22 protein-coding genes are annotated in these 19,299 nt (G+C 40.6%); 20 read left to right on the plus strand and 2 right to left on the minus strand.

The features are described from left to right. Position 1: 1 nt before the first annotated feature. From ACSSTM_RS18930 to ACSSTM_RS19015, 18 genes are all read left to right on the plus strand, one after another. Complete coding sequence (locus ACSSTM_RS18930; protein ID WP_437404320.1) at positions 2–4,969, plus strand: transglycosylase SLT domain-containing protein; 4,968 nt, start codon at positions 2–4, stop codon at positions 4,967–4,969. Continuing rightward, a complete protein-coding gene (locus tag ACSSTM_RS18935; RefSeq protein WP_437404321.1) occupies positions 4,962–5,624 on the plus strand; it encodes a LysM peptidoglycan-binding domain-containing protein in 663 nt (220 codons plus the stop codon). The genes ACSSTM_RS18930 and ACSSTM_RS18935 overlap by 8 nt, the downstream gene beginning before the upstream one ends. An 11-nt stretch (positions 5,625–5,635) precedes the next feature. After that, positions 5,636–6,703, plus strand: a complete 1,068-nt coding sequence (locus tag ACSSTM_RS18940; protein ID WP_061419662.1) for an XkdQ/YqbQ family protein — start codon at positions 5,636–5,638, stop codon at positions 6,701–6,703. After that, complete coding sequence (locus ACSSTM_RS18945; protein WP_061419659.1) at positions 6,700–6,981, plus strand: DUF2577 family protein; 282 nt, start codon at positions 6,700–6,702, stop codon at positions 6,979–6,981. The genes ACSSTM_RS18940 and ACSSTM_RS18945 overlap by 4 nt, the downstream gene beginning before the upstream one ends. Then, positions 6,981–7,409 (plus strand): DUF2634 domain-containing protein, encoded by a 429-nt coding sequence (locus tag ACSSTM_RS18950; RefSeq protein ID WP_061419657.1) that lies wholly within the window; start codon positions 6,981–6,983, stop codon positions 7,407–7,409. Before ACSSTM_RS18945 ends, ACSSTM_RS18950 begins: the two co-directional genes overlap by 1 nt. Further along, complete coding sequence (locus tag ACSSTM_RS18955) at positions 7,402–8,448, plus strand: baseplate J/gp47 family protein (RefSeq protein ID WP_061419655.1); 1,047 nt, start codon at positions 7,402–7,404, stop codon at positions 8,446–8,448. The genes ACSSTM_RS18950 and ACSSTM_RS18955 overlap by 8 nt, the downstream gene beginning before the upstream one ends. Next, complete coding sequence (locus ACSSTM_RS18960) at positions 8,435–9,358, plus strand: YmfQ family protein (protein WP_061419653.1); 924 nt, start codon at positions 8,435–8,437, stop codon at positions 9,356–9,358. Before ACSSTM_RS18955 ends, ACSSTM_RS18960 begins: the two co-directional genes overlap by 14 nt. Before the next feature lie 12 nt (positions 9,359–9,370). Beyond that, complete coding sequence (locus ACSSTM_RS18965; RefSeq protein ID WP_061419651.1) at positions 9,371–9,754, plus strand: phage tail-collar fiber domain-containing protein; 384 nt, start codon at positions 9,371–9,373, stop codon at positions 9,752–9,754. Between the two features lie 17 nt (positions 9,755–9,771). After that, a complete protein-coding gene (locus ACSSTM_RS18970) occupies positions 9,772–10,899 on the plus strand; it encodes a hypothetical protein (RefSeq protein WP_437404322.1) in 1,128 nt (375 codons plus the stop codon). Positions 10,900–10,903: 4 nt separating this feature from the next. Next, positions 10,904–11,278 carry a hypothetical protein gene (locus tag ACSSTM_RS18975; protein ID WP_061419647.1) on the plus strand — a complete coding sequence of 125 codons (375 nt, stop codon included), beginning with the start codon at positions 10,904–10,906 and terminating at the stop codon, positions 11,276–11,278. Further along, positions 11,275–11,418, plus strand: a complete 144-nt coding sequence (locus ACSSTM_RS18980; RefSeq protein ID WP_061419644.1) for an XkdX family protein — start codon at positions 11,275–11,277, stop codon at positions 11,416–11,418. The genes ACSSTM_RS18975 and ACSSTM_RS18980 overlap by 4 nt, the downstream gene beginning before the upstream one ends. A 61-nt stretch (positions 11,419–11,479) precedes the next feature. After that, the gene (locus tag ACSSTM_RS18985) at positions 11,480–11,692 is read left to right on the plus strand and encodes a BhlA/UviB family holin-like peptide (RefSeq protein ID WP_034620157.1); all 213 of its coding nucleotides are present in this window, start codon (positions 11,480–11,482) and stop codon (positions 11,690–11,692) included. 12 nt (positions 11,693–11,704) lie between these two features. Then, positions 11,705–11,968, plus strand: coding sequence for a phage holin (locus ACSSTM_RS18990; RefSeq protein WP_061419642.1), 264 nt, complete (start codon positions 11,705–11,707; stop codon positions 11,966–11,968). A gap of 61 nt (positions 11,969–12,029) precedes the next feature. Beyond that, positions 12,030–12,842 carry a peptidoglycan recognition protein family protein gene (locus tag ACSSTM_RS18995; protein WP_061419641.1) on the plus strand — a complete coding sequence of 271 codons (813 nt, stop codon included), beginning with the start codon at positions 12,030–12,032 and terminating at the stop codon, positions 12,840–12,842. 109 nt (positions 12,843–12,951) lie between these two features. After that, on the plus strand, positions 12,952–13,128 hold the full coding sequence (locus ACSSTM_RS19000; RefSeq protein WP_231101337.1) for a hypothetical protein: 177 nt from the start codon (positions 12,952–12,954) through the stop codon (positions 13,126–13,128). 236 nt (positions 13,129–13,364) lie between these two features. Further along, entirely contained in the window at positions 13,365–13,886 is a 522-nt protein-coding gene (locus tag ACSSTM_RS19005) for a hypothetical protein (protein ID WP_034282352.1), read from the plus strand. A gap of 249 nt (positions 13,887–14,135) precedes the next feature. After that, positions 14,136–14,879 carry a hypothetical protein gene (locus tag ACSSTM_RS19010; RefSeq protein ID WP_061419636.1) on the plus strand — a complete coding sequence of 248 codons (744 nt, stop codon included), beginning with the start codon at positions 14,136–14,138 and terminating at the stop codon, positions 14,877–14,879. A 22-nt stretch (positions 14,880–14,901) separates the two neighbouring features. Further along, positions 14,902–15,534: a hypothetical protein gene (locus tag ACSSTM_RS19015; RefSeq protein ID WP_437404323.1), complete on the plus strand. Its 633-nt coding sequence runs from the start codon at positions 14,902–14,904 to the stop codon at positions 15,532–15,534. 80 nt (positions 15,535–15,614) lie between these two features. Here ACSSTM_RS19015 and ACSSTM_RS19020 read toward each other — a convergent pair whose 3' ends face one another. Further along, positions 15,615–15,803 (minus strand): hypothetical protein, encoded by a 189-nt coding sequence (locus ACSSTM_RS19020; RefSeq protein WP_061419632.1) that lies wholly within the window; start codon positions 15,801–15,803, stop codon positions 15,615–15,617. Positions 15,804–15,883: 80 nt separating this feature from the next. Here ACSSTM_RS19020 and ACSSTM_RS19025 point away from each other — a divergent pair, with 80 nt between their 5' ends. Beyond that, positions 15,884–16,723 (plus strand): SMI1/KNR4 family protein, encoded by an 840-nt coding sequence (locus ACSSTM_RS19025; protein ID WP_437404324.1) that lies wholly within the window; start codon positions 15,884–15,886, stop codon positions 16,721–16,723. 99 nt (positions 16,724–16,822) lie between these two features. Here ACSSTM_RS19025 and ACSSTM_RS19030 read toward each other — a convergent pair whose 3' ends face one another. Continuing rightward, a complete protein-coding gene (locus ACSSTM_RS19030; RefSeq protein WP_106035370.1) occupies positions 16,823–17,407 on the minus strand; it encodes a hypothetical protein in 585 nt (194 codons plus the stop codon). Positions 17,408–17,753: 346 nt separating this feature from the next. On the opposite strand from ACSSTM_RS19030, the gene ACSSTM_RS19035 reads away from it, so the two are divergent. Beyond that, positions 17,754–19,253, plus strand: a complete 1,500-nt coding sequence (locus tag ACSSTM_RS19035; protein ID WP_437404325.1) for a recombinase family protein — start codon at positions 17,754–17,756, stop codon at positions 19,251–19,253. Positions 19,254–19,299: the final 46 nt, after the last annotated feature.

Here is a 19,299-nt window from a genome sequence, read left to right on the forward strand (position 1 = left end):
CATGGCTCATTTGACAGCTCGGTTTGATTTACAAGACCGGATCACGCGTAAATTGCGTTTGATTAGAGGAGATATGGAGAGGCTTGATAGATTGCGTCGCAGATCAGAGCGGCCAATCACTTTAAGGATCAGGGACAATGCCACGATTGCATTAAGACGTGTGCAGCGGTTTGTATTGCGTGATCTTGCTCGAACTTATCAGCTGACTCTTGATGTCAATGATCTGGCCACAAAAGCACTACGAAAGTTCAATGGTTTCTTACAACGCAAGATGCCGCGTACTCATAGTGTGCTGATGCGCATTAAAGATCAGGCAACACCAGGGCTTGTCAGGCTGCGTCGTTATATCAACCGTAACTTTGGCAAAGTAGAACGGTTTGCCATAACGGTCTATGATCGGGCAACGGCGGGAATCAAACGTATTGCATCCTATGCAGCACGTCAACTTGGTCGAGGCTACAGCTATACAATTAGAGCCGTTGATATGGTCCGGCGCACGGTAAGCCGTATAGCGTCGTATACTCGGAATACCCTCGGTACTGAATACAGGGTAGCAATCAATGCGATCGATCGTTTTACGGCTCCAGTACGTGGAGCTGTCTCATTTGCAAATACCCATTTGGGACGGACTTACACAACCACAATCAAGGTTCTTGATCTTATCACAAAGCCATTGAGAGGGATCGTGTCTGCTGTCACCAGTACACTTGGTTTGCTTGGAGTCGGAGCCGGTGCAACGGGCGGTATTGTCGTGCCGCTCAAAATGGTAGCGGATCGACAGAACATGACCACTGCGTTTGAAACTCTCTTAGGCAGCAGAGGGAAAGCAGATGCACGATTGGACGAGCTGACAGCCTTTGCTGGTCAAACGCCATTTACTCGTGATGAGATTTTCGAGTCATCTCGCGTCCTCCAAGTATTTACGGGCAATGCCCTTTCTACGACCGAAGGCATGAAGCTAGTCGGGGATGTTGCTGCAGGTGTTCAACGACCGTTTTCCGAAGTTGCGCTATGGATGGGGCGTTTATATGACGGCATTAAATCGGGGCGTCCTATCGGTGACGCAACGGCAGCGCTGCAAGAAATGGGGGCGATCTCTGGTGATGCCAGAGGTAAGCTCGAAAAACTTGCAAAGAGCGGCAAGGACATAAATAAAACTTGGCCGGAAGTAACAAAAGAGTTTGGCAAATACAACGACATGATGATCAAAATGTCGGACAACCTAGCCAACTTATTCTTAGGTGTCAAATCATTCATCAACAACTCTATTTTGATGCCTTGGGGTAAAGGACTTGCAGCTGCGTTCCAACCCGCTCTCGAAGCGTTCAGAACATGGCGTGGGGAATACTCCTTTGTACTGACCGATCTTTCCAATAAAGCTGAAAAGGCGGGCAAGAAATTTGCTAACAGCTTCCTTGATCCGACAAAGAGTGTTTTCGGATTCATTGGTGATCAATTTAAAATTCTGTTTCCTGGTGAGAAATTAACCAAAAAGCAGACACAAGAACTCAAAGTGAAATTTAAGGATAATCCCAAATTAAAAAAGCACTTTGAACAGCTAGAAAAATACAGGGAAATGGACTTTGAAACTCGGTGGAAGCTTGTCCTTGATAATACAAAAGACGTTTTTGGAGCGTGGTGGGAAAAGACTGGGAAACCAGGTCTTTTTAAGATGGCTGAAAATGTCGGTAAGACTTACGGTGGCATCATAAACGGTGTGATCAATGGTCTACTTGGTATTGATGACAAATCATCCGAGGACAGTTTCACTGATGCAGGAGCCAAAGCAGGAAAGATATTCATTGAATCCTTTTTAGAAGCTCTTGATCCTGTGCAATTGGGTATTCGAATCGCCAAGAAGATTGGCGAGATCAACTGGAATGCCCTAACTGGAGAAGGATCAATTGCTGGTGCTTTGATTGCCAATGCGTTTGCGCTTGCGTTCTTAGGAAAAGTGGCCACTTTATTAAAGCCGCTTAAATCCATTCTTTCTGGCGCTTTTGCTGCCTACAAATGGGGCAAAGGTTTAAGAGGAGGAATGGGAGCAGGAACGAGCGGTGGTGTAATCGGCGGAGCTGGAGGATCAGGGCGACCGCCGAGGAACCCACGAACTCCTGAATATCGTCAGCCTTGGATCAATAGAGGGGAGCCAGTACGACCAACAACGCCAAACCAAGGGCGCGGCGGTGGATTTTTAGGTAGCATCGGGAAAGGTGCAAAGAGCATCGGAAAACGTATCCCTATTCTCGGTACACTGATTGCAGCCACAGAACTTATTGGTATGAATAATGACAACAAAGGTGAAAAGATCGGTGGTTTTGCTGGGAATCTAGGCGGTGGTATCGGTGGTGCTGCACTAGGTACATTGATCGCCCCTGGAATCGGAACAGCGATCGGGGGAGTATTAGGCAGCATCTTTGGCGGTGATCTCGGTAACTGGATCGGTAAGATGTTTGATGACGGTACCATCAAGAAGAAATGGGATGAGCGTGTCAAAGGTGCAGAGAATGCAGTTCAGTGGATTAAAGACACATGGTCCACCGTTTCCGGTTGGTTCAATGATAATGTGCTAACACCCATCACAACGTTTTTCAATGACACATGGAACTGGATCACAGAGAAATGGAGTCAGCTTTCTTCATGGTTCAATAATAACGTGTGGCTGCCTATTTATAACTTTGCAGTACCAATCATCAACTTTGTAGTTGGTGTTTTTGTCGTTGCGTGGGAAGTGATTAGTACCGTATGGGGAGCTGCATCGACATGGTTCATGGACAACGTATGGACTCCTTACGGACAAATTGCGGTTGTGGCAATCACTCTTGTGTGGAACAAGATCACCGAATTATGGGAATGGATAAAAATCACCTGGTCCGTTTTCTCGGCATGGTTCATGACTTATGTATGGGAACCATTTGGATCAGTGGCGATTGAAGCTATTGTAGGGGTGTGGAATAAACTAACCGAGTTCTGGAATTGGGTTCAATTCGTATGGGGTACATTTGCGGTATGGTTTGATACCTTCGTATGGCAGCCTTTCATCAATGTTGGATTGCCAGCTATCATGTTTATTTGGAACCTGTTTAAAAGCACTTGGAACTGGATTAAAACATCATGGGTGGTGCTGGCTGGCTGGTTTGATGAGTATGTATGGCAGCCATATAAAAAGTATGCTGAGCCAGCGATTGTATTCGTGTCAACAAAATTTGATGAAGCATGGAAAACGATCAAGGGAATATGGAAAGGGGTAAGTGGATGGTTTGAAAAATATGTGTTTTCCCCGTTGCAAAATTTTGCAGCAACTTTAAAAGAGACATGGGATGGCATCTTTGGTGTTGTGGGTAATGTAGTCGGTAAAATTAAAGAAGTTAGTGGGAAGGCGTTTAAATTCTTTGAAAGTAAAGGTGAAGAAAAGACAGGTTGGAAACCTAAAGGGAAGAAAGAAGAAAGAAACGCCACCGGTGGTTATATCACAAAGCCAACACTCTCGTGGATAGGAGAAGCGGGAAAGGAGTTTGTTATTCCGACTGAAAATAACAAAGGGCGAGGGAAAATGTTACTTGCTCAGGCTGCTTCTCACCTTGGAATGTCTGTTATGCCAAACGGTGCATCACCAACTTCTCCAGCAAGCTCAACGTCTCCAATGAGACCGGCAGCAGCTTCAGCAGTTCCCGCTTCTGCAAGTGGATCGGTATCAATTGGGGACGCAGGCAACGCATCAAAATACGGGGAACAGTTTAGCACTGACTTTGAAAAAGGGTTAAACAGCAAAGTTGTTTCACTTGAACAGTGGAAGCAAGCCAATATCAAGCAACCATTTACTCAAATTCAAGCATCAACACCGCTTTATGGTGTGCAAACTGTCACTGGCTTTGCTGCAGGTCAAAACATGACACCAACTGGCACAGGTCAATTCTTAGATCAAAATGTTAGGCAGCCTTTCTTGAATGCTCGACAAGAGTCACCTACCTGGGGAGCTGGACTAATTGACGCATTTAACAGCGGCATGCGTTCCAAAGGAAGCGAAGTGACACAAGCAGCCAAGGACATGGCGAAGAAAGTAGAGCAGGCATTTAGAGAAGAACTAGACATTCATTCTCCTTCACGTGTCATGATGAGTCTTGGGAAATTTGCATCGATCGGTGTCGTCAAAGGTCTTGATTCAGTTGATGTGAAGAAATTCGCAGAGAATCAAGCCGGTTCTTTAATCGCTGCATTTAGCGGCATGGGTGCATCTAACCTAAGTGTTCAACAATGGCTCATGGCTGCTTTAATGGCAACAGGCACATCGATGAGCTGGCTACCTGGTTTGATGACGATCGCGCAGAATGAGTCACGTGGAAACCCGAAAGCGATCAACCTATGGGATTCAAACGCCAAGAGAGGAACGCCGTCTAAAGGATTGATGCAGACCATTGATCCGACCTTTAATTCTAATAAGGCAAGCGGCATGAACGACATCTGGAACCCAATCCATAATGCTGCAGCTGCTATCAACTACATCAAAGGCAGATATGGGAATGTGTACAATACGCCTGGATTGAGAAGTATCAGCAACGGTGGACCATATAAGGGTTATGCAAACGGTGGTCTAATCACGCAAGAGCAAATCGCCAGAGTAGGTGAGGGAAACAAGCGTGAATGGATTATTCCTGAAGAGCGTGGTATTCGTGGCCGTTACTTGTTGGCGCAAGCTGCACAGGCACTTGGAATGGATGTTTATGATCCGACCACCGCTGCATCATCTGAGCTTTCACAAGGTCAGGTGCAAACAGTAACAACTGGCACAATGAATGGACCGTCTGCTTCGGGTGGTTCAAAACCGATCACAATTAATATTAATGGTGATCAGCACTTCCATAATGGACAAGATGAAGATTCACTTGTTGAAAAGATCAAACAGATGTTGGTTGATGAATTAGAAAATGAAATCAACACAGGAACGAAGGGAGTCGTGATCGATGGCTAAATCAAAATATCAATTATGGATTTCGCAGGGGAAGGACAAACTGCGATTCCCTGTTCTTCCTGAAAAACTTGAACTGAACAACAACGTACAAAATGAATCTATCAAAGTATCAAAATTTGGCGAGCTCACATTCTTGGATGTACCAGGGGCTCGCCAAATTTCATTTACAGCCTTTTTTCCCAAGAAGTATACACCGATTGCTGAATATAAAAGCATTCCATCACCTGAGAATGCGATCGCCAAAATAGAGAGGTTCATGAAATCAAAAAAGCCTGTACGCTTTATTGTCACAGGGACCAAAATAAATATGCAATGCAGCATAGAAAGTTTCAATCACAATGAAGGTACGTATGACGTCGGCGATCGTGAATTCACGCTGCAGCTGAAAGAATACAAAACCGCATCACCTAAAAAAATTAAACGGAAAGCCAAAAAGATCAGCAAAAAACGCAGCTCAAAAGGCGCACCAAAAGTGTACACCGTTAAAAAGGGTGATACCTTGTGGGATATTTCTGGTCGCTTCTATGGTGATAGCACAAAATGGCGCCGCATTTGGAATGCGAATAAAGCCGCGATGATCAAGCGGAGTAGGCGCAATATCAGACAACCAGGGCATTGGATTTTCCCTGGTCAAAAATTAAAAATACCACAATAGGGGGGCTGACATTGATTGAGCTTTTTGCCATCAGAAGCGGCACCATGTACGAGCTTGTGACAGAAAGTGTGACACTTCGGGGGCAAAGGTATCAGGCCCCCCGCTCAATACAAGCAACGATCGTTACAAAACAAGGAAGTCAAAAGTATTACAGCATCAAAGAGGGTGACACTGTTCTTTTCAAATGGAAAGGAAAAGAACTCTTTCGAGGAACGGTGTTTGCAAGAACGCCCAAAGATGAAAAGCTCACTTTTACTGCTTATGACATGCTTCAGTATTTGGTGAAGAACCAGGATGTGTATGTATTTGCAAACAAGCGGGCTGATCAAATAATGAAGCGGCTTGGTCAAGATTTTCAGATCCCTATGACGTCGATCGCTAACACTGGCCATGTCATTAAATCACTTGTATTCAAAAACGATACAAGCCTGTATGACATCATCTTGCAGGCTCTCAGAGAAACAAAGAAGCAAACAGGGCGTAACTATCAAATCTATTCTGCTAAAGGCAAGATGGGGCTGAGAGCTTGGCCCGATCCAGAGGACGTGTGGGTCATTGAATCAGGTGTGAATCTCATTGATTATCAGTACAGCACCTCGATTGAGGAAACGGCCACGCGTGTGAAGATGAGAGCCACACGAGTAGAAAAAATTAAGGTGCTTAAGAAGGAAAAAAAGAAAGATAAGAAGACGACTATTACCACGAAGCCGAAAACTGTCACTCAAAAGAAAGAAATTGAAATGTTGGCTGTGGCGAATGATAGTTCTGGCAGAAGCAAATATGGAATTCTTCAGCACGTTGAAAGAGTGTCAGGAGAGATCAACAAAGCACAGCTGCAAAAGAGAGCGGATGTCCGACTGGCTCAAAAGAAAGGCGTGAAAAAAGAGCTGAAAAGCATCCAAGCTCTAGGTATTTCTGGATTACAAAGCGGCATGCCTGTCCGGATCATCATTCCGGATATTGGCATCAAAAAAACGTACTGGATCGACCAGGATAGCCATGAATTCAAAGGAACAAAACACACCATGACGATTGATGTTGTTGAAAAGAATACAATCCCAACGGGGAACCAGTCATGAAACTAAGCGAGGCAATTAAACGATTGGCCGTCAATGCTGTGGATGCACAATCGCCAACTGATTTGATACTTGGTGATGTGGTGTCTGTTTCCCCTCTTAGTGTTCGACTCAATGAGAATGACAAACTCATCATTCCAGAAGAACTTCTCATCTGGCCAGCCCGCTTAGACGAGGGAGAAGATGATGAGCTACAAGAAGGCGATAGTGTCATGGTCCTTGCGATGACAGGAGGACAGACGTTTTACATCTTAGATAAAGTAGTAGGAGGTGGTTCATGATGGCACTCTCTCCAGAAGAAGAAATTGAAGATTTTGAGGAAGATGAAGATGATATTGTTGAACCTTCGACTACCTACCGAATCGACTTTGAGTCTGGCCGTTTAACCAATGAAAAGATTAATGGTCTCGATGCCATTCGCCAATTTGTCTATATGGCTCTAAGAACTGAACGATATTCGCATGCTGTTTATAGCCATGACGTAGGATGTGAAGTTCAAGAAGCTGTGTCTGATGAAGAATCAACGGACGAATACAAGGAGATGGAGATTCCGCGTCTAATTGAAGAAGCACTTCTTGTTGATGAGAGAATTGAAAGTGTGCAAGATTTTGAGATCACTAAAGAGGGTGCAGCCTTTAAGGTGATATTTGACGTGGTGACAGATGAAGGAACCTTGGAGATCGAGGAGGTGATTGGCGAAGATGTTTGAGGAACAGTCTTATGAAGCCTTAATGGAAAGAATGCTGGAAAGAATACCTGATGACATAGATAAAAGAGAAAACAGCGTCATATGGAACGCATTGGCTCCTGCAGCTGCGGAACTTGCTCAATCTTATATATGGCTAGATCAGGTATTCGATCTTGTCTTTGCGGATACAGCACAGGGAGAATTCTTAGATAGACGAGCTGCTGAAGTGGGGATCACACGTAAAGCAGCCACAAGTGCTGTATGGTCCGTTGAAGTCTCGCCAGAAGGTATTAGAATACCAACGGGGTCAAGGTTCTATATCGACAATCTGTACTTTCAATATCAATCTGATAGCACGCTGAAATGTGAAACATCAGGTTCTATAGGAAACGGGAATTTTGCAGAACTGCCGCTTCTATCGCTTGATAACATACCAGGTTTAGAATCAGTCATTTTCGAGGAATTGAAGATACCAGGTCAAGAGGAAGAAGACGATGAAGCGCTGTATGAGCGGTACTTGATGAGGGCAAGGCGGGAGGCTGTCAGTGCCAATAAAGCACACTATAAAAAGTGGGCTGAAGAAGTAGAAGGAGTTGGCAGGGCGAAGGTGTTTCCGCTTTGGAATGGTGAAGGTACAGTGAAAGTGGTCATCACAGATGGTAATTTTGATGTTGCGACGGATCTGCTCGTCAATAAGGTTCAAGAATACATTGATCCGGTTCGAGGGGAAGGGGAAGGCCAAGCACCAATCGGGGCTACTGCCACCGTTGAAAGCGCCAAGTGGAAAGATGTTGAGGTGTCCGTCTCTGTGGAGCTTAAAATGGATTACTCCATTGAGGATGCACAAGAGGAAATTGAAGAGAAGGTCAAAGCGCTTCTAAAATCACTTGCCTTTGAAGAAAATGTGATTAGAATGTCAGCAATCAATGACATTTTATATCATGCGGATAGTGTCTCTGATTATGCGGATGTCTTGATAAACGGCGAAGCCAAAAACTTGCCCCTCCAAGACATTGAAATCCCGCGTCTAGGGCAGGTGAACGTCATTGAGCAAGCTTGATGAAATGAAGTCTTATCTCCCTGCCTATCTAACGGAGATCACTGAATTTGATGAATTAATGAAATCAGAGGCTCCAGAGATGGAAAGGCTAGATGATTCTATTTTTGATATAACTGATCAACTGTTTCCGCTCACTGCCACGTGGGGGCTGAATCGATGGGAAAGAATGTTGAAGGTGCAGCGTGAGTCAGGTGACTCGATTGAATTGCGAAGGGCACGTATATTGAATCTCATGTCAAACATCCCACCGATCACGTATGCATCACTAGAAAGAGCGGTGAACCGGTTCTTGAAGAATCCTAGTGCGGTGGTTCGTCTTACAACTGGCCGCTATCATTTCTCTTTACGGGTGAACCTGGATGATCTGCAAAACACAAGATACATCGTTGAAACTCTGGAAAACCTCAAACCGGCTCACTTGGCTTACAAATTTACAAGCATACATCATACAGATGTAAAGGAAATTAAAGACTATCATAACAGGCTCACACTGCGCAGCAGAGTGGGCTTTTTTGATCACATCCCGATCCTGCTTAATGGAGAGTTTTTACTTAATGGCACTTTTTATTTGAGTGGATCGCGTAACTCAACAGATATTCCAATACGCTTCAGACAATCTCTAAAGATGGCCATGAAGCTCAAAAAAGAAAAGAGAGTTCTTGGACGTACAAGATATGTCATGGTTGGAGCTCGTCATAAAACGGATCAACAAGCTGCTCTTACGCTTCGATCTCGCTTCAATCATGTTAGGAAAGAAAAAAAGAAAATGACATTCCGGATGGCTGCTCATGTATCAAATAACCAGAGTGGAAGTGTCATTATCAAACAGAAATATTGGACGCTTGATGGATCGGTACCGCTAGACGGTTCAAAATATCTAGCTGCCACGTCCAAGCAAATAGATTTATAAAGGAGGATCATAATGGCTGATCAATTAACCGTTACAACGCTTTATGCTCGCCAACAAATGGCGAAGGCTAGAGCAGAAGGAACGAAGCTCACAAAAGTGGTTAAGATGGCTTTTGGGAATGGTGGGACCAAGGATGGGAAACCAATTTCCCTGGATGGAACTGAGCAAGCATTGAAGAGTGAGCTTGTTCAAAAAGAAATTGATTCATATGAATTCATGGAACCAGCAAAAATCCGCTACACCTGCACGATCGCTGAAGGGGAGCTTGCTGGAGAAGTCATCAACGAATTGGCTCTTGTTGATGAAGATGGAAAGTTTACGGCCATCCGCACCATGACAGACAAGCAAAAAGATGGTGACATTGAATTCATCTTTGAGATTGATGATATTTACTAGGAAAGGAGTACTCATCGATGGATATTAAATCTCCTAAAGTGTTTGAAACAAGTGACAAGGCTCATGCGGATCTGTTCAATGAAATGGTCCAAACCTTGCTTGAAAACGACAATGGACTGTTAGATCAGATCATTGGCCATATTGATGACACCAAGCCTCATGCATCTGAAGAAGAGAAGAAGAAATGGAATGAATCGCAGCTATATAAAATCACAGCTGATGACGGAAAATACTTGATTTCTGTCCCAGCTGACAAAAATATTTATGATGCGATCAAAGACAAGGGAACCTGTACTTTCATTGCATCCCCAGGTGTAGAGGATTCCCCTGCACCTAGCAACGCCTATTTAAGAGGAATTCAAACTGTGGGACAAAACAACATCGGAACCGGATTTGCGGTAGATACATCAGGTAATGCATATTACTTCTACTATAATTCTAGTCATATATCAATCACTTGGACGCAGCTGCCGACAGTTGCCGAACGACTTAAATGGAACAACGGACAGCTTTATAAACTCACTCCAGACGATGGAAGAGTTGCAAGGGTTCCAAATGGTACTGATATATTCAAATTATCGACAGGGTTATACATGGGAGCGCAATTGTTGAATACTCCTGTACAAAATGATGGGAGTTTTTATTACGTCGAGGTTTTAGAAACCGCATATAGTCAAGATGGTGTAAATTACAAAAGAATCATTTTGACACGTTCGTTTGATAACATAACCTGGATAGGAACATTCCATGCTCAAGGTTTCAAAGGGTGGGAGAGGATCACAACCAGTGGAGACTCAAAACTCAATTGGAAGTTTCCCACAATCAGGAACGGGTGGAAAACTTATAAATCTGAGGTCAATAATGATTATCGGGTACGAGTAGCAAAAGATGCTTTAGGAATTGTGCATGTTACAGGAGCCATCGCAGGTGGCACATTGGGAGAAGTCCCTGCGTTTACGTTGCCAGAAGGATGTGAGCCGCCTTTTCCTCTCTATAATGTCGGCATAGCTTCAAGCACTGGTGGTTTTAAGGGGCCGCAGTTTAGTAGGCAGTATATCGCAACAGATGGCCGATTTTGTATACAAGATACCACGAGTAATAAAGACTTCATCGTGGTGAATTGCATGTTTAAAGCAAAGGAGTGATTTTATGAAGCCAATATACGCCTATGATGAAAATTTTAAGTATATACCTGATGGAGATTCAGAAATACCGGATGATGCTGAAATTCCAGAGGGTTTTACTGATCAGCAGCCGCAAGAAGGGTTGTATAAAGCAAAATACAATCCTAAAAGCAAGACATGGAGCGAGTCGGCAACCCAGGAATACATTGATAGCTTACAAATAGAGCAACCCCTGTATGATATAGATTTGTTAAAACAGCAAAATGCGGTCTTAACAAAACAGTTGAGTCAGCTTTCAAAGGAAGCAGCTGCAGCCAAACTGCGTGAAGCACAAATGGCGAAACAATTGGCTCAACTCATGACTGAGATTCAGGAGTTGAAGGGTGGTGAAAAATCATGATATATCCAACAGTTGCGGATATAAAGCAGTTTTGGGATTGGAAGTGTTACGGTCCTGAAGACATTGCCTTTTATGTAGAAATCGGTTGGATTAACAAAGAGGATTATCAAGAAATAACAGGAGAACAGTACAAAGCCTAGAGGGGCTTTTTATTTTGCCTTCTTTAAGGGGGTGGACAAAGTGAGGGAGTAGGTGAGTATGGTGGAAATGGATTTGGCTCAATATTTGATGACACAAGGACCCTTTGCGGTTCTTTTTTGTTGGGTGCTGTTTTACGTATTAAACACAACAAAGGAACGAGAAAACAAGCTAAACGAACAAATCGAGGCTCAAAATGATGTGTTAGCAAAGTTTAGTGAGAAGTACGACGTTGTCATTGATAAGCTCGATAAAATTGAACGGAATTTAAAATAGGAGGAATCATTTATGAAAACATTCGACAAAGGTACTGTGATTCGCACAGTGCTTCTTTTTATGGCATTGATCAACCAAACTTTAATTATTTTCGGTAAACCAGTTTTACCGATTGAAGAAGATCAAATCACATCATTAGCTGAAACATTGTATCTTGCTTTCTCAATGATCTTTACAATCGTAACAACCCTTTTAGCGTGGTTCAAAAATAACTATGTTACCGAAAAAGGAAAACAACAGAAAGAAATTCTGAAACAAAAAGGACTTTCAAAATAAACGGCTGCCATTAGGCGGCTTTTTTTTATTATCAAAATTAAAATTTAAGGAGACGATGAACGTGGTAAAGATCATTCAAGATTATATTTCAAAGAGCAACGGGAACCGCCCTGGCAACTATATGAAGCCGTTATACATCACTGTCCACAACACCGCAAATACATCCAAAGGAGCAGACGCAGCTAGTCACGCAGCTTTCGTAAAACGATCTAGTACAGCGGTGAGTTGGCATTTTACTGTGGATGATAGTGTCATCTATCAGCATTTGCCGCTAAACGAAAACGGGTGGCATGCGGGAGATGGCAGAGGAACCGGAAACATGAAGTCGATCGGCATTGAAATTTGTGAAAATGCAGACGGCAATTTTGAGAAGGCGGTCGAAAATGCTCAGTGGTTGATTCGCCAGCTGATGACAGAGCAAGGCATTCCATTGGCAAACGTTGTGCCACATAAAAGATGGAGTGGTAAACAATGTCCACGAAAGCTGCTTAATCGCTGGGACAGCTTCAAGGCAGGTATTGCCACCGCTCATACAGGTAAAAAGGCAACAGCAAAGCCGACGAAAGCGACACCTGTCAAAAATACGTCATCCAAGCCAAAGAAAAGCACGTCTAAAAAGTCGTTTAACTTACCATCTGGCATTATCAAAGTAACAAAACCTTTGACAAAGGGCGCGGGTGTAAAAGCATTGCAAGAAGCTCTAGCTGCTGTATATTACTACCCCGACAAAGGCGCAAAAAACAACGGGATTGATGGCTATTATGGACCAAAAACAGCAAATGCGGTCAAGCGATTCCAGTCGATGCATGGGCTTGCTGCCGATGGCATCTATGGTCCAAAAACAAAAGCAGCTCTTCAAAAAGCATTGAAATAAGCAAATCCCCTGTCCTTTGTTGGATGGGCATTTTTTGTGTTTTAATTAGGGGAAATTTGGTTATAAGGTTAAGTAAAACGTGATATGATTGTAAAAAGGAGGTAATATGATGACATTTAAAAAAGCGTTCAATATAGGTTATTTTGTTTTGCTTTTATCTTTTATTGTCGTATATTTCTTGCTTCCAGTCGATCAAATATTTACTGCAATCATCATCCTAACCATACTATTTGGAGTATATCAATTTGTGATTTTTAAAAAATTAAAAGAGCAAAAAACGCCCTAGTTAAATATAAGCTAGGGCATTTTTTTAGCTCATGACAGGACTTAGCATTGATAGAATTACGGATCCGCCACATGATCCTTGAAAGAAAAGTGTTAGAAGAGATCGGGGAAAATTCAGCGAAACTTTGGCAGTTGCTTATGTAAACGTAGGTATCCATCTTATATAACAATAACGTATAATGAAGCGGAGGGGAGGCGGAAGATATAAAAATACATAGAATTTCCGTGGGGTTTTTGATGTTAGTTGTGATTCTGACGACACTTTCCGGATGCGGAGGCGTAAAAGTAAGTGAATCTAAGGAAGAGATTGAGTACAATTACGAGGATAATGAGGCTCCGACTCTAAGTTTAGACAAACCCAAAGATTTGAAAACTGTGGACGTCGATTATAAAAGTAATATAGAAGATATAAATGTGAACATTGAAAAAATACATTTCTCAGATGGTGAGGTCGGATTGAGCATATCTTTTAAAAATACCTCAGAAGACGAGACTTATTTAGTTTCTCCTGCTACGTTTATACTACGTGTAAACTCAGCAAAAACTCTCGGATCGTCTGAGCTGGTTTTTGTCGATTATAACTCCGAAGATATAACTATGGACACTAAGGACTCTACTTTTAAATCCGTCTCCTATTGGTCTTTAGGTGACGTTGACTACGATAAGATAAAAGATATCGAATTACAAGTGCACCTAAGTAAAGGTACAGATCCCTCTAACAGATCCTTAGTCCGTTTTAATAGAACGATAACTTTTTGAATGAATAGCTCCACCCCTAACCGGATGGGGCTTTTTTTACGTTTAGTATTAGTATCCCCTCAGTTGTTACTTCATGATGTCTCCTCAATGAATTAAATACTGCTATTAAAAAGTTCTGAATCCAAATAATTCTATTATATTACAATAAAATCTTAAATTTACCTTAAATATCCTATAAAGTATTTATTTAAATTTGAAGAGACACTATACTAAAGTTTCTTCAAATTACATAAATAGGAGGATTATTAGGTGAAAATCACTAACAAGGTTTTAAGTTTACTATTAATTTTTTCATTGTTTGTAGGTGTTACAGGTTTTATTCCACAAGTGAAAGCTGTCAGTCAAGACGAAGATGAGGCTTATTTAGAAGATAGTAGCATGATTATTGAGGAAGATAATGATACTGATGCTGAGGAAGAACTTGAAGAAATTCAAGGAGTCGAAGAAAGTTCATACGAAGGTACTCTAAGCGAAGAAGAACTACAAAATATTAAAATAACTACTCAATCTTGGGATAGAGGTGGTTTTAATGGAGGCCGTATTGGAGGCGGTGGTGGAGGTGGTTCCATTGTACCAAAGCCAAAACCAACACCAAAATCTACACCAAAACCAACACTTCCAGCAAAAGGATTCAAAACCGGTGCAGAAGGTGAAAAATATCTAAATGCTCATGTTAATGGAAATGGCCATAAAACTTTTAAAAATGTAAAAGTTTACGATAGGAAAAAGAAAAAATATGTGTTTGAAAAAAGAATAATTGATGCTTATGTTTCAAAAAAAGGTGTTGCACACGAATCTAAAGTTGGCTATACAAGTTTATCAAACTTTGTGAGAAAACAAATTGATAAAGATGCCAGGTTAAGAAGTGAAGGCAGAGTTAAAGGCGTAAAGTGGCACTTTTTTAAAAGTGCCAAAACTGGTAAGATAGGTATCACTAAGAACTTGAAGGAATACTTAAAGAAAAAGAAAATTCCTTATCAAATTCATAAGTAACTATTTAAGCGGAGGTTAGTTCATGGAATACACTTTAATGGAACCACCGGTTACAGTGGAATCCTTTGAGAATTTATCGAAAAAAGAAGCTAAAATTCACTTCGAGTGGTTTATTAATCAGATTCCAGACCGGATTGAAGTTTTGAAAAAAGTTACTAATGGAGAAGTGGATTTTAATTTCACTCCCGAATCACTTATAGATATCTATAGTTGGTTTTTATCTCAAGTGGAGATTTATGAACTATCAGAAGAAGAGATTGGTAGAGAATTAGAACGATTGAGTCAATATCCTGATTATATTTATGAAGATGAAAAAGAGAGTTTATTGGCTAATCCAGTTGAATTAGCGAAAGTGGACTATGCAATAGCAATGGATATAGGGATTTATTATGCAGAAGTCATTAGAAGATACCATCCTCAAGTGCAATGGACGTACTTTACAAAGCCAAAATCTTATGCCTATTTAAATAAGCCTATTCTTCATTTCGAAGAAGGAGATTACATTTATTATGATCGTGAACCTATAGATTTAATGTTTATACTTAACCAAAGAATATTAAATGGAGAAGTAACAGAGAGTACACTTTATGAGATGTATTTTACTGATCAGAATTTGATATTGGGTGTAGACGAAGATCCTGAGGATGAAGATTAGAACAAGAGCAACTTCTATACAGAAGTTGCTCTTGTTAGTTTTGTATTCAGGCACTCGGATAAAGAAAATATAGTTAATATTTAAAACCGCCATTCTCTTTTCTTTTTATCCCATATCAATTCTTCTTTTGACAGAAGGTTTTGTACTGCTTGTCTTACAGCCCTTTCGTCTTTACCGGTTTTTCTTTTCAGATCATCAATTGTTGGATTCTTACGGAAGCGACTCATATTATAAATAATTCGATAAATCTTTCTCTCGAGATCAGACATACAATCACCACCAAAAATAGTTTATCAGAATATATGTTCTCATTGAAGGTTTGTTAAATGACACTAGGAGGAAATAAACTTTGAAATCTTTTTGGGAAATAGACGATGAAGGTTACTATACGTTAAAAAAGATCAGCGAAGCAGTAATATCTAAGGCAGAAAAGACACTTGGTGTCACTTTGCCAGATACATATAAAAAGCTCATATTAGAACAGAATGGTGGTTATACAGTTCATAATGCTTTTCCAACGACTCACTCTAATTCATGGGCTGAGGATCACATTCAATTTAATCACCTGCTGGGAATTGCTGAAGATGAAGGGATTATGGATAGTGCCTATTTGATAAAAGAGTGGGAGCTGCCAGAAGGGCTTGTTTTGATTAACGGGGATGGCCATACTTGGGTAGCTATGGATTATCGAAAAACGAAAGAGAATCCTGCAATTCATTATTTTGATGTTGAGATGGAAGAAGACTTTAAATTAGCAGATTCCTTTGATGAATTCATTGAGGGGCTTTATACAGCTGAGTACACTATTGATGAGGAAGTAGCAGAAGGTGAATATGAACTTTCTGAAGTTCATTTAAGTAAAGAAGAACTTGAAGCCATATTTGAATTGGACGTCCTTGATGAAGAGAATCTTTATAAAATTCAATATTACCCGATGGTTGATTTGAACGAAATTGAATGGTTTTTTAAAAAGATGCAATATCACATTGAAAAAACAAAAGATGAAGATACGCTTTATCAAGTAGGTGATACGATTCTCTGCATTTTCTTATTAAATCAAAATATGCCGATCAACGAAAAAATTAGTGAGATTCTGCATCAAATAGCTAAATTTTTAGAAAAGAATGATGACCCACTGTTAGTGAATCTAGGAGAAAATATTGCGATTGAAACAGAAATTCTATCTTAATAGAACGATCTTAAGGTGTCCTTTCTAGAAAAATTATTGGGGATTGCTAAAGAAGAAAAAGTGAACAAAGAGCGGATCAATTAAATTAAAGAGTGCTCTTTAAAGCAACTCTTTAATTTCTTCTTCTTTGTTATCCAGGAAGGGTGTAATATAATCAACATAGAAATATTCTCTGTGCTCTTTTCCGTAAATATCAATTAAGCTTACTCCGAATTTAACTCCTCTCTTTCCATTAAAAGGATTAAAGTACTTAACATCATTATTAAAAAGAAACTCACTATTCGAATCTCTTGTTATCAAAAGTGTTAATTTTAAAGGAACAATAGATCCTGCGAATAAATCAAACGCACTATGTTCTGCGGTTACTCCATTAATATTTATTTTAGTTATATCAAAATGACTAAAGTGATCAGATTCGTTGAAAATAAATACAGACTGGATAGCTGTAGGTGCTTTCCCTATATTGAAAACATTTATAGAAATAGTCGTTTCGATATGATCTGCATATGAGCGGTTCTCACATTGTTCTTTCCCCCACTTGTCTAGTTTGAAGTATACATGCAAATTAGGCTGGCTAACTCCTATTTTAATTTTTGCTTTATTTTGTACTGCTTCTTTGAACCAGGCTAGTAAAAACCCAAGTAAAACACCTAATATTGGAAGGAATATCTTTATATCTTCCATATGTAAAATCCCCCTTTATAAATATCCTTATATTTATCGGCAGCCATAAAGAATCTTTAAACACAGAGGGGCTGAGTTTTCGATGAGAACAAATGTTTGATTAGCTGTTTTGTTTTCGTTATAATAAGAATAAGATTGACCCCTTTCATGAACCTGGCTGACATTCAGTCAGGTCTTTTTTATATCTACTGGTAATTCTTTATGAAATAGGGACAATCCATGTCGGCATAACCTGTCATGAGGTGATTTAAGATGAAAGTCAAAATCATTGAGGGACAGAATGTTGACGCACGTATTAATGATTGTTATCACTATTTGATTAAGTGGTGGAGGAAGGAGATTAATTGTGAAAGCAATTTACGTGAGGGTATCGACCGAGGAGCAAGCGATAAAAGGGTCGAGCATAGACAGCCAGATTGAAGCGTGTGTGAAGAAAGCAGGGACCACAAATGTCCTGAAATATGCAGATGAAGGCTTCTCAGGTGAATTATTAGTAAGGCCAGCTTTAAACCGTCTGAGAGAGGATGCACGCAAAGGATTAATTACTGAATTGATTTGTTATGATCCTGATCGTTTGTCGCGGAAGCTAATGAATCAATTAATTATAGATGATGAATTACGAAAAAAAGGGATAGTCTTAACCTTCGTAAATGGGGATTATGCAGATTCACCTGAAGGGCAGCTGTTCTTTTCAATGAGAGGAGCCATTTCTGAATTTGAAAAGGCCAAAATTAAAGAGAGAACTTCTACAGGTAGACTTCAAAAAATTAAAAAAGGGGTAATAATTAAGGAGCCTGGTTTATTAGGATACAGAATGAATAAAGAAAGAATGCTTGAGATAATAGAAGAAGAAGCAAAAGTTGTGAGAATGATTTTTGATTTGTTTACGGATCATTCAAGTCACTTCTTCAACCGAGTAAATGGAATTGCCTTGCATTTAACAAAACTAGGCATCCCAACGAAAAGAGGAGCAAAAGTCTGGCATAGACAAGTAGTGCGGCAGATCCTTATGAATCCATCTTATAAAGGGAAGTATGAGCAATATAAGTATGATACAGAAGGCAGTTATGTATCAAAGCAGGCTGGTGGTCCCGCAATAATGAAAGTGAGGCCTGAAGAGGAACGCTATGTTACTGAAATTCCTTCGGTTGTTTCTGACGAACAATGGGAATATGCTCAAGAGCTACTTGGTAACAGTAGAAGGAAGCAATTGCAATACGGCGCTCATCAATATTTACTTTCTGGTCTAGTGCGCTGCGGAAACTGTGGAAATACGATGACTGGTAAAAAGAAAAAATCACATGGGAATGACTTCTATGTGTATGAATGTAGGAAGAATTATGCAGGAGCCAAAAATAGAGGTTGCGGGAAATCTATGTCAGAAAATAAACTGAACAGAATCGTATGGGATGAGATCTATAAATTCATCACCAATCCAGAGAAGTATAGAGTCTATAAAGAAGAGGAAAAAGCCACTCATAAAGCAGATGAGCTTGAGTTGATTCAAAAAGAAATTGAGAAGGCGAAAAAAGGCCGTCAGCGTTTAATCACTTTAATTAGTCTTAGTGAAGAAGACGACTTGGATATTGAAGAAGTGAAAACACAGATTGTTGAGCTCCAGAGGAAACAAAATCACCTGATGATCCAACATGATACAATTGAAAAAGAGATTAAAGAAGCTGAAGGATCCGCAGCAGGAGAAAATGCTATGAAAAGGGCACTTGATTATTTAAGTTCAGTCAATGCGGATAATTTGAATCTGGAAGATAAAAAAGCCATTATTAACTTTATTGTTGAAGAAGTATTGATTGTTGATTCAGAGACCATCCATATAAGAACTCATTAAATGGGGAGGTGCGTTTATACGCACCCCCCTTTTGTCATTAATATCT

It is taken from the genome of Bacillus sp. RK1064 (assembly GCF_051488405.1).
Taxonomy (GTDB): Bacteria; Bacillota; Bacilli; order Bacillales; family Bacillaceae; genus Bacillus.

Excerpts from the sequence above, each read along its gene's own strand:
- ACSSTM_RS18930 (WP_437404320.1), top strand. The coding sequence starts at position 2 with ATGGCTCATTTGACAGCTCGGTTTGATTTACAAGACCGGATCACGCGT.
- ACSSTM_RS18935 (WP_437404321.1), top strand. The coding sequence starts at position 4,962 with ATGGCTAAATCAAAATATCAATTATGGATTTCGCAGGGGAAGGACAAA.
- ACSSTM_RS18945 (WP_061419659.1), top strand. The coding sequence starts at position 6,700 with ATGAAACTAAGCGAGGCAATTAAACGATTGGCCGTCAATGCTGTGGAT.
- ACSSTM_RS18950 (WP_061419657.1), top strand. The coding sequence starts at position 6,981 with ATGGCACTCTCTCCAGAAGAAGAAATTGAAGATTTTGAGGAAGATGAA.
- ACSSTM_RS18955 (WP_061419655.1), top strand. The coding sequence starts at position 7,402 with ATGTTTGAGGAACAGTCTTATGAAGCCTTAATGGAAAGAATGCTGGAA.
- ACSSTM_RS18965 (WP_061419651.1), top strand. The coding sequence starts at position 9,371 with ATGGCTGATCAATTAACCGTTACAACGCTTTATGCTCGCCAACAAATG.
- ACSSTM_RS18970 (WP_437404322.1), top strand. The coding sequence starts at position 9,772 with ATGGATATTAAATCTCCTAAAGTGTTTGAAACAAGTGACAAGGCTCAT.
- ACSSTM_RS18975 (WP_061419647.1), top strand. The coding sequence starts at position 10,904 with ATGAAGCCAATATACGCCTATGATGAAAATTTTAAGTATATACCTGAT.
- ACSSTM_RS18980 (WP_061419644.1), top strand. The coding sequence starts at position 11,275 with ATGATATATCCAACAGTTGCGGATATAAAGCAGTTTTGGGATTGGAAG.
- ACSSTM_RS18990 (WP_061419642.1), top strand. The coding sequence starts at position 11,705 with ATGAAAACATTCGACAAAGGTACTGTGATTCGCACAGTGCTTCTTTTT.
- ACSSTM_RS19000 (WP_231101337.1), top strand. The coding sequence starts at position 12,952 with ATGACATTTAAAAAAGCGTTCAATATAGGTTATTTTGTTTTGCTTTTA.
- ACSSTM_RS19005 (WP_034282352.1), top strand. The coding sequence starts at position 13,365 with ATGTTAGTTGTGATTCTGACGACACTTTCCGGATGCGGAGGCGTAAAA.
- ACSSTM_RS19015 (WP_437404323.1), top strand. The coding sequence starts at position 14,902 with ATGGAATACACTTTAATGGAACCACCGGTTACAGTGGAATCCTTTGAG.
- ACSSTM_RS19020 (WP_061419632.1), bottom strand. The coding sequence starts at position 15,803 with ATGTCTGATCTCGAGAGAAAGATTTATCGAATTATTTATAATATGAGT.
- ACSSTM_RS19030 (WP_106035370.1), bottom strand. The coding sequence starts at position 17,407 with ATGGAAGATATAAAGATATTCCTTCCAATATTAGGTGTTTTACTTGGG.